Raw genomic sequence first — 14,932 nt, 5'->3', positions numbered from 1 at the left:
TCGCGGTGCCGGAGTGAGGGAACGCCGAGCCTAGGCGAGGCGCCGACAGGCGGGGCAGAGCGCTTTGGTTACTTTGCCGCTTTTGCAAAGTGACTCGCTGTAAGAGCGAAACCATAAGTAGCCGTTACCGAAGAAACGGATATGTACTCAAACCAATCGCCAAAAAAAACGGCCTCATCTGGAGGCCGTCTTTCATCACATATCAACGCTTAGGTGCGCATCCCACGCCCACTCACCAGCAACCGCGCACACCCCACATACAGCACCACAGTCGCCACCAGCATAAAGGTGATCGCCACACTGATCTTGATGTCCGAAACGCCCAGGATCCCATAGCGAAACGCGTTAACCATATGCAACACCGGGTTAGCCAACGACACCGTCTGCCAGAACGGCGGCAGCAAGGTGATCGAATAAAACACCCCACCCAGATACGTCAGCGGCGTAAGAACAAACGTCGGAATAATCGAAATATCATCAAAATTGCGCGCAAACACCGCATTGATGAACCCCAGCAACGAAAAGATAGTCGCCGTCAGCACCACCACCAACAGGGTGATCCCGAGGTGATGCACCTGCAAATGGGTAAAGAACAGCGACAGCAACGTCACAATCACCCCAACCATCAACCCGCGCAGCACGCCGCCCAGGGTGTAGCCGATCAAAATCGTATGAGGCGACACCGGCGACACCATCAATTCCTCGATGGACCGCTGGAACTTGCTGCCAAAAAAGCTCGACACCACGTTGCCGTAGGAGTTGGTAATCACCGACATCATGATCAACCCTGGCACGATGTACTCCATATAGGTGAATCCACCCATATCACCAATCTGCCGACCAATCAGGTTACCGAAGATCACGAAGTACAAAACCATGGTGATCGCCGGCGGCAGCAAGGTCTGCGGCCAGATCCGGGTAAAGCGCTTCACTTCGCGATAAACGATGGTCTGCAGCGCGACAAGGTTGGGTTGCAGTTCCGAACTCATACCGCCACCTTCGCCAGATTTTTCTCCACCAGGGACACAAACAACTCCTCAAGGCGATTGGTTTTGTTACGCAGGCTCAGCACCTCGATGTTCTGGGTAGCCAATTGGCCAAACAGCGCGGTGATGCCCACGGCTTTGTCCACCTGGACTTCCAGGGTGTGGCTGTCCACCAGGCGATTCGGGTAGCCGATCAACTGGGGCGCAACCGTCATGTCGTTTTTCAGGTCGAGCAGGAAGGTCTCGACGTGCAACTGGCTCAGCAAATTACGCATGCTGGTGTTTTCGACAATGGTGCCGTGGTCGATGATGCCGATGTTGCGGCACAGCTGCTCAGCCTCTTCCAGGTAGTGCGTGGTGAGAATGATGGTGATGCCTTTCTGATTCAGCTCGGTGAGAAACGTCCACATCGAACGACGCAGCTCGATGTCCACGCCCGCCGTCGGCTCGTCGAGGATCAGCAGGCGCGGTTCGTGAACCAGGGCGCGAGCGATCATCAAGCGGCGCTTCATGCCCCCGGACAGGGAACGCGAAGGCACGTCGCGCTTGTCCCACAAGCCCAGTTGCGTGAGGTATTGCTCGGCGCGTTCCTTTGCGATCTTCGGCGGGATGCCGTAGTAACCGGCCTGGGTCACGACGATGTCGAAGGTCTTTTCAAACTGGTTGAAGTTGAACTCCTGGGGCACCACGCCGATGCTGCGCTTGAGCGCCGCCGGGGATTTGTCCAGGTCGTTGCCAAAGATATTCACCGTACCGGTGGTCTTGTTGACCAGGGTCGAGAGAATCCCGATGGTGGTGGATTTGCCGGCGCCATTGGGGCCGAGCAAGGCGAAGAAATCACCTTCGGCGACGTCCAGATCGATACCACTCAGGGCCTGGAAACCGTTGCCGTAGGTTTTGGTTAGCTGCCGGATGGACAGAGCGGAACTCATATCGGATTACGCACCAAAGAAGAGGAATAGAATTGTTACATGAGGGCAGACCGCACGGAATACAACGGCTGCGCGTGACAAGCATGGTGCTTGTCCGCGCCGCACAAGTACAGTAACCCGTATTAATAGTCGGTATCAGGTCAACGCGGTCATGACCGATTTCTGATAGGCCGGACGCTGGCGCAGCCGCTGGTACCAGGCTTCCAGGTTAGGCATCGACGGGCGCTCGATGGGCATTTCGAACCAGGCATAAATGAAGCTGCCCAAGGGGATATCGCCCATGCCGATCTCGCTGCCGGACAGGTAAGGTTGCGTGGCCAAGGCCTGATCCACCGTCTGCAAAACGTCGATGCAGGCCTGGCGACCGGCGTTGATGGTGTCCCAGTTCTGTTTTTCAGCCGGGGTTCGCAGCACGCCCCAGAACACGGTCTTGAACGGTTCGGCCAGGGTCGAGGTGGTCCAGTCCATCCACTTTTCCGCGTTGGCCCGGGCTTGCAGCTCGCTGGGGTACCAGTTCGAATCCGGCGCATGTTTGGCGGCCAGGTAGCGCACGATGGTGTTGGATTCCCACAGCACAAAGTCGCCGTCTTCAATCATCGGCACCCGGCCATTGGGGTTCCGCGCGCGGTATTGCGGCGTGTCGACCACACCAAAAGCCCCGCCCGCATCAATTGCCTCATAGTCCAGGCCGAGCTCCTCGGCGCACCACAGTGCTTTCCTGACATTTGACGAATTTTTACGACCCCAGATTTTCAGCATGACCGCCCCGATTTTGAAAAAGATGGTTGGATGAATGCCGGGGCAGCATACGCCGGATCACGTCCGGCTTAAATCACTCTGCATGTCCCCCAGCAGGATCGGCATCTGCTCGCCAAACAGGTGCGGGTAACATTTCTGGATGTGGGCGAAGAAGAATTCCTCGGGCACCTCGGCAAATTGCCCATGGTCCACCACGTACTCCATGGAGCGCTGGCCCTTGCGGTTGAAGGCGTGGAAAACACTGTCATGAATGCCATCGAAATCCAGCGGCGGCACATCGAACAGTTCGCACAATTGCTGGTTGAACGCCGGCGTGGCCTTGACCCAACGGCCGTCCAGATACAACTCGGTATAGCCATGCATGGCAAATACGTCACTTCTGAGCAGCTCGATCAAACGGGGCGTCGAGAGGTGGTTACGCACGTCGGCCAGGCCGATGCGCGCCGGGATCCCGCAGTGCCTTGCGCACGCCGCCAGCAATGTTGCCTTGGGCACGCAATAACTCTCGCCGGCCGCCAGTGCGAAGCTCGCGCTGAGGGTTTGCGGGTCGCGACTGAAGGTATAGGGGTTATAGCGCACCGCCTCGCGCACAGCGTAGTAAAGACTGACTGCCTGGTCACGAAGTGCGGCACTCGAACCGCGATGTTTTTCGGCGAACTCCACCACCGCAGGGTGGTCACTATCGATGAAGCGGCCGGGATTCAAGTACGCATTCATGAGGTTAATCTCAGAGAGCAAGCCCTGAGTCTAACCACAGGCATGCACCTGGGATAACGACGATTCGGCCAAATGTCGGCGCCTGGTGCTAATCATTGCCGGCACACCACGTAACACCCTCGTCACCCCGCTTGTTCGGATGCCGACTAAGCTCTGAGGTGATTTCGCACCTGGTTTCACGGAGGATTGAATATGCTGTTGTTGTGGATACTGGTTCTGGTGGTGGGCATTGCCTACCTGGCGCACCGGCGCATCGCGCCCCTGCCCGCCATCGGCGTGGTCGCCGTCTACCTGTTGGCGATGGGCGCCTTCAGCCACGCACCAGGCTGGTTGCTGCTGATCTTCTGGGTACTGATCGCCGTGGTAGCCGCCCCGCTGCTGCTGCCGGACCTGCGCCGCAAGTACTTCACCGCGCCGCTGTTCAACTGGTTCCAGAAAGTCCTGCCGCCGATGTCCGAGACCGAGCGCGACGCCATCGACGCCGGCACCGTGTGGTGGGACGGCGAGCTGTTCAGCGGCCGCCCCGACTGGGACAAGCTGCTGGCCTATCCCAAGGCGCAACTGACTGAAGAAGAACAAGCCTTCATCGACGGCCCTACCGAAGAACTGTGCGCCATGGTCACCGACTGGGAAATCGGCCAGGCCATGGACCTGCCCCCCGCCGCCTGGGAACACATCAAGCAGCATGGCTTTTTTGCCCTGATCATCCCCAAGGAGTTCGGCGGCAAAGGCTTCTCCGCCTATGCCCACTCCCAGGTCGCGATGAAGCTGGCGACCCGCAGCGGCGACCTCGCCTCCACGGTCATGGTCCCCAACTCCCTGGGCCCGGCCGAATTGCTGCTGCACTACGGCACCGATGAACAACGCAACCATTACCTGCCACGCCTGGCCCGTGGCGACGATATCCCGTGCTTTGCCCTGACCGGCCCACTGGCCGGTTCCGATGCTGGCTCCATGCCCGACACCGGGGTGATCTGCAAAGGCGAATGGGAAGGCAAGGAAACCCTCGGCCTGCGCCTGAACTGGGAAAAACGCTACATCACCCTCGGCCCGGTAGCGACTTTGCTCGGCCTGGCCTTCAAGGCCCATGACCCGGATCATCTGCTGGGCGACAAAGAAGACCTGGGCATCAGCCTCGCACTGATCCCCACCGACACCCCGGGTGTTGAAATTGGCCGCCGTCACCTGCCACTGGGCGCCGCGTTCATGAACGGCCCCAACTCCGGCAAGGATGTTTTCATTCCGCTGGAATTCCTGATCGGTGGCCAGGAAATGCTCGGCAAGGGCTGGATGATGCTGATGAACTGCCTGTCGGTAGGCCGTTCGATTTCCCTGCCTGCCGTCGGAACGGGCGCGGCCAAGTTCACCAGCCTGGTGACCGGCCAGTACGCCCAGGTGCGTGAGCAGTTCAACGTACCGCTGGCGGCCTTTGAAGGCATCCAGGAAGCCCTGGCCCGCATCGGCGGCAACGCGTGGCTGATGGACAGCGCGCGGATGCTCACCGCCAACGCGGTCGACCTGGGGGAGAAACCCTCGGTACTGTCGGCGATCCTCAAGTACCACCTGACCGAACGCGGCCGCGAATGCATCAGCCACGCGATGGACGTGCACGGCGGCAAGGGCATCATCATGGGCCCCAACAACTACCTGGGCCGCAGCTGGCAAGGCGCGCCGATCTTCATCACCGTGGAAGGCGCGAATATCCTCTCGCGCAACCTGATGATCTTCGGCCAGGGCGCAATTCGCTGCCATCCGTTCGTGCTCAAGGAAATGGCCTTGGCCGGTCGCGAAGACCATGACCAGGCGCTGAAGGAATTCGACGGCCTGCTGCTGCAGCACATCGGCTTTGCCGTAGGCAACGCCGCCAGCACCCTGGTGTTGAACCTCGGTTTCGGTCACTTCGAAAAGGCTCCGGGCAACAGCCTGAGCCAGGGCTATTTCCGCGCACTCAACCGTCAGGCCGCGGCGTTTGCGATGCTGGCGGACCTGAGCATGATGCTGCTGGGCGGCGAGTTGAAACGACGCGAACGCCTGTCGGCACGTCTTGGTGATGTGCTGAGCCACATGTACCTGGCATCGGCTGCACTCAAGCGTTATCACGACCTGGATTCGCCAGACCACCTGGAACCGCTGTTCGCCTGGGCCATGGAAGAGAGCCTTGGCCACTCCGAGCGTGCACTGGATGAACTGCTGACCAACTTCCCGAGCAAGGTGTTGGGTTGTCTGTTGCGGGTGATCGTGTTCCCGTTCGGCCGCCGTCATAAAGGCCCGTCCGATGCGCTGGATGCCGAGGTGGCCGCAGTGCTTGGTCGCGCCAAGGGTGACCCGACCCTGGAAGCGGTGCTGGCGGGCTGCTATCGCCCACAGTCCGCAGAAGATCCGGTGGGCGCCCTGCAACACGCCTACGACCTGTTGGCCGACAGCCATCCGTTGCAGAAAAAACTCCACGAAGGCTTCAAGAGCGGCCAGGTCAAACCGACCGCGGGCGAACACGCCATCGATGCCGCGCTGCATGCCGGCGTGCTGCAACCGGCCGAGGCGCAGACCCTGCGTGACGCTGAAGCGGCGCGACGCAAGGTGATCGACGTGGATGATTTCAGCAAGGAAGAACTGAGCCAGGCTGAGGGAAAAGTCCGCTGATCCCAGCGGTCATATAAAAACGGGTAGAGTGCCCTGCCTCACAAATACTGATCCCTTTTGACGGCGTCTGTTGTCGTCATGCTGCGTTGCCGCTCCTCGCCATAGCAAGCTATGACTCGTCGCGGCGCCTTGCCTGACAACAACAGCCACTCGTCAAAAGGAATCGTATTTGTGAGGCAAGGCACCGAGCTATATACTCTCGCGCCCGTTTTGCTCTTGAGGACTTATCTCGTGTCCAACGTCGTTGCCGATCATCTCGTCTTGCTCGACCACCTGCGCAGCATCCTGGTTGCCGTCGGCGAAGCCGAACAGGTTCCCGAGGAAAGCCACCTCCTGTTCCTGGAGCGCTTCGATGAACTGCGCGCCTTGCTGCCCATCGACCCGATCGAAAGCCAGTACCTGGGCCAGGACATGATGAGCCAGGTCATCCTGCGCTACCCGCAAATTGCTCACCTGGTACCGCGCGACCTGCTGTGGTTCTTCGGTGGCGACTGCCTGCACTTCATGCCCGACGACGAGCTGGACCTGTACCAGGCCCTGGAAGAACGTCGCTTCGAAGCTGAACAGAACGACGAACCGTTCGACTGGAACCAGGAAAAGCAGTTGTTGGCCATGTCCAATGACCAGCCCAAGCACTGATTTCAGGGCTCACGCAGATCAAATGTGGGAGCGGCGGTGCGACGGTTCGACTTGCTCGCGAATGCGATGGTTCAGTCAATATTTTAGGTGACTGAACCACCGCATTCGCGAGCAAGCCCGCTCCCACATTTAAACTGTATTCCTACCGTTTCTTCAGCGTCGGCTCTTTGGCCATGCACTCCACCAGATAATCAATAAACACCCGCAACTTCGGCGGCAGGTACCGCGTCGGCGAATGCAGTAGCCACGCATCCCCGTGGTACGACGCAATGAAATCCCACCCCGGCAGCACCTGCACCACCTCCCCCGCCTCCAGCGCATGCCGCGCCGTGAAATACGGCAAGCTGCCAATCCCCACATGTTGCAATACCGCATCCAGCCGCACGCCTGTGTGATTCGCCGCATACCGCCCGCGCACGCCCACCGTCACCGCCTTGCTGCCCTGGCGAAACTTCCAGCGCGCATCCCCCGGCGTCTCACCCAGGTAGATGCAACTGTGCTCCAGCAAATCATGGGGATGCTGCGGCGTACCGTGCTCCGCCAGGTACCGCGGCGTGGCGCAGATCAAATGCTCGATCGGCAGCAACTGGCGCCCCACCAACCCCGGCGGCGGGCTGTCGGTGATGCGGATGCTCAGGTCGACATTGTCGTCAATCAGGTCCACATGCCGGTCCTCCAGGATCAACTGCACGTCAACCTTGGGATAACGCCGCAAAAACTCCGGCATATGCGGATGCACCACAAAACGCCCTACCGCCTTGGGCACGCTGACCCGCACCAGCCCTTCGGCTTCATGGGTGTATTGGCCGCTGATTTCCATCACCGACCGCGCAGCACTGACCATTTCCTGGCAGCGCTTGAACACCTCTTCGCCACCTTCGCTGAGGCGCAACTTGCGCGTAGTGCGTTGCAGCAGGCGAGTTGCCAGGGCCTTTTCCAGGCGTGAGATGCTGCGGCTCACGGAGGACGGCGATGCTCCCAGTTGGCGCGCAGCCTCGGAGAAGCTGCCTGTTTCCACCACCTTGACGAAAATCGCCATTTCGCCCAGCAGCGGTAAGGGAAGATTGATGCTCATGACGCACAAGTCCATTGAGATTTGAACGGATTATCACCCATTGGCGCACTTTTTATACTGCCGGTTAGAAACCCTGATGCGGATATAAATGATGACCCAGCGCCTGTTTTTTACCCATGACCACCTGAATGCCGAACTTGAAGTGCTGGGATGCACACCTTTTGATAACCAGTTTGCGGTAATCCTGCAGTCCACAATCTTCCATCCACAAGGTGGCGGCCAGCCCTGCGACACCGGCTGGCTCGGGGCAAGCCAGGTGTTGAAGGTGGTGCAGGAAGGCGATCATGTCGTGCATTACGTAGACCGCCCCGTGGCTCCCGGCGTGATCCAGGCACGCGTCGATGAAGACCGCCGCACCTTGCACACGCGCCTGCACTCGGCCGGGCATCTGATCGGCAATGCCGGTGAAACCCTGGGCTGGATGCCGATCAAGGCTCATCACTGGCCGGGCGAAGGCAAGATCACCTTTATTCGCGGCACCTCGGCCCAGGCCATGGACGCCGAGGCGATCCAGCGGCAAGTCGACCAATGGATCGCCGCCAACCTGCCGCGCCATATGGCCCTGGATGACGGTACGCGGCAAGTGGGTTTTGGCGACCTGCCGGCCTATGCCTGCGGCGGCACGCATGTGCAGGCATTGGGGGACGTGGGTCAGGTGACGATCCTGGCCCTCTCCGAGAAAAAGGGTGCATTGTCGGTGCGCTATACCCTGAACTGACTAAACCGCAATCGCCCCCGCCCTGCCCGGTTCCACCACAAACGACTTGAGGGTCGAGACGCTGGCGTTCGGATCCCGGGGATCGGAAATCACCCGGAAGTTCGTCAGCATATTCCTCTCCTCAAGCGCCACCGACACATAGCCGCGCTGGCGGCTGTCGAAAAACTTCACATGGGGATTGAGGGGCAGGATCGCACTGAACGCATCAAATGGTGGCCCGTCAGACGTCACCGACGTGCCGACAAACTCGGTCGCGACCACGGGCGAATCCGGATTCCCTGCGTCAGCGTGCAGGTCCGTCGTCCAGAACGAGTGAATATCGCCGCCCCAGAACACCGGGTTATTCACCTTTCTGCGCACCATCGACGCAAGCATCCGCTCACGGTTGGCCATGTAACCATCCCAGCCATCGGTCCAGCGGCCGGGCTTGTGGTTGGTCAGGTCACGTTGCGTGAGCGGCGCGACCAACAGGTCCTGCGCGATCACGTTCCATTGTGCCCGGGACTCGGCAAAACCCTGATCCAGCCAAGCCTCCTGCTCCCAGCCGAGCATGGTGCGACGGGGATCGCGCAGGTCAGCACAGGTGTTCGCGGCCACATGTCCCTTGTGGCTGCCATTGGCCAGGATGCATGGCTGCTCGGAGCGGTACTGACGCCCATCCAGCACATGGAAACGCGCCAGCCGGCCGTAGTCCAAACGCCGATAGAGGCGCATGTCCGGCCCGCGCGGCAGGCTGCTGGCCCGCAGCGGCATGTGCTCGTAGAAGGCCTGGTAGGCCGCCGCCCGCTGCTTGAGAAAACTCGTCACCGGGATGTTCGGGTCCTGGGACCACTGGCGGGCATAGTCGTTTTGCACTTCGTGATCGTCCCAGGTGACCACACTGGGCGCCGCAGCATGCAGTGCCTGCAAATCCGGATCGGTCTTGTACAGGGCGTAGCGGTTGCGGTAATCCACCAGATTCAACGCATTGCCGCTGCCGTGGGAGCGAATGACCTTGCCGGAATCAGCCGCGTAGGAACTGTCATAGATGTAATCCCCGAGGAAAAACACCAGGTCAGGCTGCTCGGCGGCCAAATGCCGATAGGCGCTGAAGTAGCCTCGCTCCCAATGGGAGCACGAGACAAAACCCAACTGCGCTGATGCCATGGCATGCACCGCCGGCGCCGTGCGCGACTGGCCCACCGGGCTTTGCGCACCGAGGCCCTCGAACTGGTACCAGTAAGGTCGACCCGCCTCCAACCCGCTCACTTCCACATGCACCGAATGGGCGAAACGCTCGCTGGCCATCACCTCGCCCTGGCGCAAAACGTGCGTCATCGCTGCATCGCGGGCCACCTTCCAGCGCACCGGCACCGCGCGGCTCAGGCCACCCCGACCGTCGGCGGCATTGAACAGCGGCGCGAGGCGCGTCCAGATCACGAAACCATCGGGCAATGGATCGCCTGACGCCACACCGAGGGTGAAGGGATAGTCGATGCCTGCACTACGGGCAAACGGGCTGAGGATCGAAAACGCCGTGGCAACTGCAAGCCCGCCCAGTACGCGACGGCGATCGTGATTCACACTCATCAACTGCGCTCCTTCCAATCGGCACGCACCAGGCCATACAACAACATGTCCTCGTGCACCCCATTCTTGAGGAAGGCGCCCTTCATGCACCCTTCGTAACCCAAGCCAATTTTTTCCATGACCCGAGCGGACCCTTTGTTACGAGCAAAGCACTGGCTGCCCACACGCTGCAGCGCCAATTCGCTGAACCCAAACGCCATGATCTGCGCCGCTGCTTCGGCGGCATAACCCTGGCTTCGAGAATGGGCGGCCACCCAATACCCGAGATGCCCACTTCGATGAGCAGCAGATAATCTGAGACTGATCACGCCGATCAATTCGCCAGTTTCCCGCAGATGAATCCCCAGCCCCAGTGAATGCCCCGAGCGGTAATTCTCTGCCTGGCCATCAATAAAGGCGTGTGCGGTTTCCAAGGTGTATGGCGATGGAATCGCAGCCGTGTTGTTCGCAATATCGGGATCGTTGGCCAGCACCGACAACGTCTCGGCCTGCTCCTTTTGCAGAGGCTTCAACAGCAGTCGCGGGGTGGATAAATGCGGCAGTGCAATGCTCATGCAGGCGGACTCGCGAAATAAATTCTCCAAGAATGTACCCGCGTCGTGTCAGTTTCATTACGTAGATAAATAGACCTACGAGTCGTCTGTAAGACGCGTCCTAGAGCCTTAAAAGCTTAAATTAAAGTTAACCATTCGGTCATTTTTGGTTGCTAGCGTGTCGCCCCTAATCAACTGCGGGGTAGCGGAATGAGAACTTGGGATGAACCCAAAAAACGCAAGGCACACATCGAACTGATCCCGATGATCGACGTGATGATGTTCCTGTTGGTGTTTTTTGTACTGGTGAGTTTGAACGTGATTCCGGCCCTGGGCATGAAGACTCAGCTGCCGAGCGCCAGCAGTTCACAGCAGCTCAAGCCGCAAAATAAATTCATCCTGACCCTGGGCCTGGAAGGTCAGCTGCAGCTCGATGGCAAGGACCTGACCGTCGACGCGCTGGTGCCTGCACTCAAGGCCGGCGAGAAGCCAGACACCAAGTCGACGATCATCGTCAACAGCGACAAAGGCGTGGAAGTGTCGCGCCTGGTCGAGGTGATGGACACCCTGCGCCTGGGTGGCTTTACCTCTGTCTCCATCGCCACGAAAAAGTCCTGATCATGTATGCCTTGTTTCGTGCGCGTCGGCTGCTGGGCAGTGTCCCGGCCCTGATCGCCCTGGTGCTGATTGCACTGGGTATCCAGTCCCAACCCCTGAAGATCCAGCCGCAGTACGACGAGTCGGCGGTTGAACTCGCGCTGGTCGAGCCGGAGCCGGAAGTGGTCCCCGAGCCCGTGGTGGAAGAACCGCCGCCACCGCCGCCGGTGATCGAAGACGAGGAGGCCGAACCTGCCCCTCCGCCTCCGCCACCCAAGCCGATCCCCAAACCACTGCCAAAGCCTGAGCCCAAGCCAAAACCGGTGCCCAAGCCCGTGGTCGCCAAGCCAACGCCTGTGCCTGCGCCAGCTCCGGTGGCCGCCACGCCGGTGCAAGCCGCTCCCGCTCCCACGCCAGCACCCGCCGCTCCGCCGGCGCCGCCGAAAGTCGACGGCCAGGCACTGGAAGGCGGCTACCTCAAGGGCTTGCGCAACGAGTTGGACACCTACAAGCAATACCCCACCGGGCGCCAGGCGTCCCTTGAACGCCCGAGTGGCGAGGTGGTGGTCTGGTTAATGGTGGACCGCCAAGGCCGCGTCCTCGACTCCGGGATCCAGACCCCGGCGCCGAGCATGCTGCTCAACCGGGCCGCCACCAACAGCCTGCGCCGTATCAAGCAGGTGAAACCGTTCCCCGAACAAGCCTTCGGTGGACGTAACGAGCAGCGCTTCACCGCCACCTTCAACTACAGCGTGCAATAAGCACACACCACCAGGACGACAGTGATGAAGTTCACCCGGATTCATCTGGCACTCGTTGCCGCGACGAGCATGACCCATGGAGTGGTCATGGCAGATACCAGCGACAGTGACGTCGGGACTATTGGGGTACAGGGCAAGGCAACCGCTGGGGGCGGTTACATGGTCCAGGAAGAGAGCGCCAAGGGCCGCTCGACCATCACCAAGGAAGCATTGGACAAACAGACGGCCACCGGCAACGCCATCGACAAGCTCAAGTACACCCCGGGCCTGAACATCTCCAGTGAAGACAACACCGGCCTCTCGGGCTTCCGCTTCACCATGCGCGGCATGAACTCCGACCAGGTCGGTATGTCGGTGGACGGCATGCCGATCAACGACTCCGGCAACTACGCGTTGTACTCCAACCTGTTGGGCGACCCGGAAAACATCGACCAGATTTTCGTCACCCAGGGCTCGTCGGAAGCCGACGGCCCGCACATCGGTTCCAGCGGCGGCAACATCGGCATCGTGACCATTCGCCCCACCAAGGAAACCGGTGCCTTCGTCAAGCAAGTGGTCGGCAGCAACGCCACCCGCAAGACCTTCGCCCGCCTCAATACCGGTGAAGTCAACGGCCTGAGCAACTGGCTGTCGGCCTCCCACACCGAAGGCCAGATGTGGCGCGGCTCGGGTGCCGTACGTGCGGACAAGGTGGAGTGGAACAGCTTCTTCGACGCCGGCAACGGCAACACCGCCAACCTGATCCTCAAGTACCACGAGCAGGACAACAACAGTTACAGCCAGTTGACCAAGGCACAGTTCCAGCAGTACGGCCGCAAGTACGACCCGTACCCGGCGACACCGGCGGTGGGCGCCAACGGCAAGGTCAGCAGCTACTACGACCTGGCGCAGAACCCGTTCCAAACCTTTACCGCCGTGCTCAACACCCAGTACAAGCTGAGCGACAACCTGTCCCTCTCGGTGATCCCGTATTACTACTACGGCAACGGCAGCGGCGTGGGCTCCTCGGCCTATGCGCTGAACAGTGGCTCGAACAAGGGCGGCGTTTTCGACCTCGGCAACCTGCCGACACAGGCTCAATACAACGCCGACGGTTCCGCGACCACCGGCGTCTACTACCGCCCTTCGCGCACCCAGACCTGGCGCCCGGGCATCACCACCAAGCTGAACTGGGACCTGGGCGACCACAGCCTGCAATTCGGCTACTGGTATGAACGCGCCCGCCAAAGCCAGACCCAACCGTTCATTGCCCTCAAGAACAACGGCAAGCCAAGCGATACCTGGCCCGACGGCAACTCCGTGGTCGACGCCAACGGCAACACCGTACAGGGTCGCGACCGCTACACGGTGACGCCGGCGCAAAAGGTCTGGACCCAGGACACCTGGTACATCAACTCGGACTGGACGTTGATCGCGGGCATTGCCTACATGAACGTCGAGCGTGACGGCACCAACCACGGCAGCCTCACCGAGCAACCCGGCAAGGCCAGCCAGACCTACAACAAACTGCTGCCCAACGCCGGCCTGAAATACCAGCTCGACGAGCGTGACCAGTTGTTCTACAGCCTGTCGCGCAACATGCGTATTCCACAGAACTACGTGCTGTACGACAAAGGCGTCGGCTCCCTCGACTCCAAGCCGGAACTCAGCTGGAACCAGGAACTGGGCTGGCGCTACACCGGCGAAGACAGCACCCTCGCCGCGACCCTGTTCTACATGCAGTTCAAGAATCGCCAGCTCACCTCCCTGGACAGCAACGGTGATTCCGCCGACATCAACGCCGGCACCGTCATCAACAAAGGCCTGGAACTGGAGTGGAGCGGCAAGCTGCCGCACAACTTCAACTACTACACCTCCTACACCTACACCAGCTCCAAGCAGCAGGACGACCTGACCGTCTACAGCGCCGGCAAGCCGATCGTGCTGCCCACCAGCGGCAAGCAGTTCGCCAACGTGCCGACCAACATGCTGGCGGCCAACATCGGCTATGACGACGGGCGCTTCTACGGCACCTTCGGCGGCAAGTTCACCAGCAAGCTCTATGGCGACCTGACCAACGACGAAGCCATCTCCGCCCGCACCATCTTCAACCTCGGCGCCGGTATCTACCTGCCGGTGGACAAGAAAGTCGTGAAGGACGCAACCCTGCGCCTGAACGTCGACAACCTGTTCGACAAGAAGTACCTGGACGGCGTGTACACCACCAAGACCAACTCGGCGAGCTACAGCGGTTTCCGCGATGGCGACCCGGCCTACATCGTTGGGCTTGACCGCACCGTCACCGTTTCCCTGGAAGCCAATTTCTAACTGCGAGGCTCAGCATCATGGACATGAACCTGCTTCACCAAATCACCTTTTATGTGATGTACGCCGCACTGGCGATTGCAATCTTCATCACCATCGAACGTGGCATCTACTTCGCCTACGTGCGCCGCCAGGCCCGTGCATTGACCGAAGTGCTGGGCGCCAATGTGCACAGCGAACGCGACCTGCCGGAAAACCTGACTCGCCGTGACAGCCTGCCGCTGAGCATGGTGCTGCCGATCCTGGCGCAGAAGGCGTCCCATGGTTCGCGCAAGGACCTGGACGACGAGATCGAAACCCAGTACCTCAAGACCCGCGCGCCGCTGTCGCGCAGCCTGTGGATCATCGAAACCATCACCACCGCCGCGCCGCTGCTCGGCCTGTTGGGGACCATCCTCGGCATCATCGACACCTTCAAGGCGCTGGCCAGTGCCGGTGTGTCCGACCCGGGCCAGATTTCCGGTGGTATCGGTACGGCCCTGTTCGCCACGGGTTTGGGTATCGCCATCGCGCTGTTCTGCGTGGTGTTCCACAACTTCTTCCAGGACAGCCTGGAGCGCATCAACGACCAGCTGAAAATCCTGCTGATCCGCGCGGCAACCGGTGCCCGCGTGCAGGGTGAAGTGCCGCACCTGGTACCGACCCCGCTGCACACCCGCACTGCGTGACCTTCCCGGGGCGGGCGCATCATGCGCCCGCCCT

Annotated in this window: 14 protein-coding genes; 7 read left to right on the top strand and 7 right to left on the bottom strand. The window is 60.5% G+C overall.

Going from position 1 to position 14,932, the window contains the following annotated elements:
• Positions 1-209: 209 nt before the first annotated feature.
• The 4 genes from HX814_RS25770 to HX814_RS25755 all read right to left on the bottom strand — a co-directional run bounded on the left by HX814_RS25770 (position 210) and on the right by HX814_RS25755 (position 3,394).
• Positions 210-989: an ABC transporter permease gene (locus HX814_RS25770; RefSeq protein WP_003217229.1), complete on the bottom strand. Its 780-nt coding sequence runs from the start codon at positions 987-989 to the stop codon at positions 210-212.
• The gene (locus HX814_RS25765) at positions 986-1,918 is read right to left on the bottom strand and encodes an ABC transporter ATP-binding protein (protein ID WP_003217227.1); all 933 of its coding nucleotides are present in this window, start codon (positions 1,916-1,918) and stop codon (positions 986-988) included. Before HX814_RS25765 ends, HX814_RS25770 begins: the two co-directional genes overlap by 4 nt.
• 135 nt (positions 1,919-2,053) lie before the next feature.
• Positions 2,054-2,677: a glutathione S-transferase family protein gene (locus HX814_RS25760; RefSeq protein ID WP_102369632.1), complete on the bottom strand. Its 624-nt coding sequence runs from the start codon at positions 2,675-2,677 to the stop codon at positions 2,054-2,056.
• A 57-nt stretch (positions 2,678-2,734) separates the two neighbouring features.
• The gene (locus HX814_RS25755) at positions 2,735-3,394 is read right to left on the bottom strand and encodes a transglutaminase family protein (protein WP_102369633.1); all 660 of its coding nucleotides are present in this window, start codon (positions 3,392-3,394) and stop codon (positions 2,735-2,737) included.
• A 192-nt stretch (positions 3,395-3,586) separates the two neighbouring features.
• On the opposite strand from HX814_RS25755, the gene HX814_RS25750 reads away from it, so the two are divergent.
• Together HX814_RS25750 and HX814_RS25745 are read left to right on the top strand one after the other, a co-directional pair.
• On the top strand, positions 3,587-6,034 hold the full coding sequence (locus HX814_RS25750) for an acyl-CoA dehydrogenase (protein ID WP_177010089.1): 2,448 nt from the start codon (positions 3,587-3,589) through the stop codon (positions 6,032-6,034).
• Positions 6,035-6,265: 231 nt separating this feature from the next.
• Entirely contained in the window at positions 6,266-6,673 is a 408-nt protein-coding gene (locus tag HX814_RS25745; RefSeq protein ID WP_003217220.1) for a PA2817 family protein, read from the top strand.
• A gap of 142 nt (positions 6,674-6,815) precedes the next feature.
• Here HX814_RS25745 and HX814_RS25740 read toward each other — a convergent pair whose 3' ends face one another.
• On the bottom strand, positions 6,816-7,748 hold the full coding sequence (locus tag HX814_RS25740) for a LysR family transcriptional regulator (RefSeq protein WP_003217218.1): 933 nt from the start codon (positions 7,746-7,748) through the stop codon (positions 6,816-6,818).
• Positions 7,749-7,839: 91 nt separating this feature from the next.
• Between HX814_RS25740 and HX814_RS25735 the strand changes: the two genes are divergently transcribed.
• Complete coding sequence (locus HX814_RS25735) at positions 7,840-8,466, top strand: hypothetical protein (protein ID WP_003217215.1); 627 nt, start codon at positions 7,840-7,842, stop codon at positions 8,464-8,466.
• On the opposite strand, the gene HX814_RS25730 is transcribed toward HX814_RS25735, so the two are convergent.
• Positions 8,467-10,035 carry an alkaline phosphatase gene (locus HX814_RS25730; RefSeq protein WP_177010088.1) on the bottom strand — a complete coding sequence of 523 codons (1,569 nt, stop codon included), beginning with the start codon at positions 10,033-10,035 and terminating at the stop codon, positions 8,467-8,469.
• Positions 10,035-10,589 carry a GNAT family N-acetyltransferase gene (locus HX814_RS25725; protein ID WP_003217211.1) on the bottom strand — a complete coding sequence of 185 codons (555 nt, stop codon included), beginning with the start codon at positions 10,587-10,589 and terminating at the stop codon, positions 10,035-10,037. The genes HX814_RS25730 and HX814_RS25725 overlap by 1 nt, the downstream gene beginning before the upstream one ends.
• Positions 10,590-10,778: 189 nt before the next feature.
• On the opposite strand from HX814_RS25725, the gene HX814_RS25720 reads away from it, so the two are divergent.
• From HX814_RS25720 to HX814_RS25705, 4 genes are read left to right on the top strand one after another with little or no spacing between them, the layout of a single operon-like run.
• Positions 10,779-11,186: a biopolymer transporter ExbD gene (locus HX814_RS25720; protein ID WP_003217209.1), complete on the top strand. Its 408-nt coding sequence runs from the start codon at positions 10,779-10,781 to the stop codon at positions 11,184-11,186.
• A 2-nt stretch (positions 11,187-11,188) separates the two neighbouring features.
• A complete protein-coding gene (locus HX814_RS25715; RefSeq protein WP_177010087.1) occupies positions 11,189-11,926 on the top strand; it encodes an energy transducer TonB in 738 nt (245 codons plus the stop codon).
• A 24-nt stretch (positions 11,927-11,950) separates the two neighbouring features.
• A complete protein-coding gene (locus tag HX814_RS25710) occupies positions 11,951-14,233 on the top strand; it encodes a TonB-dependent receptor (RefSeq protein WP_008431274.1) in 2,283 nt (760 codons plus the stop codon).
• 17 nt (positions 14,234-14,250) lie between these two features.
• Entirely contained in the window at positions 14,251-14,898 is a 648-nt protein-coding gene (locus HX814_RS25705) for a MotA/TolQ/ExbB proton channel family protein (protein ID WP_003217203.1), read from the top strand.
• The last annotated feature ends 34 nt before the right edge of the window (positions 14,899-14,932 follow it).

This window comes from Pseudomonas sp. C8002, from assembly GCF_013385765.1.
Classification (GTDB): Bacteria; Pseudomonadota; Gammaproteobacteria; order Pseudomonadales; family Pseudomonadaceae; genus Aquipseudomonas.
Note: the sequence above shows the minus strand (reverse complement) of the source record. Positions and strands in the feature narration are given on the sequence as shown.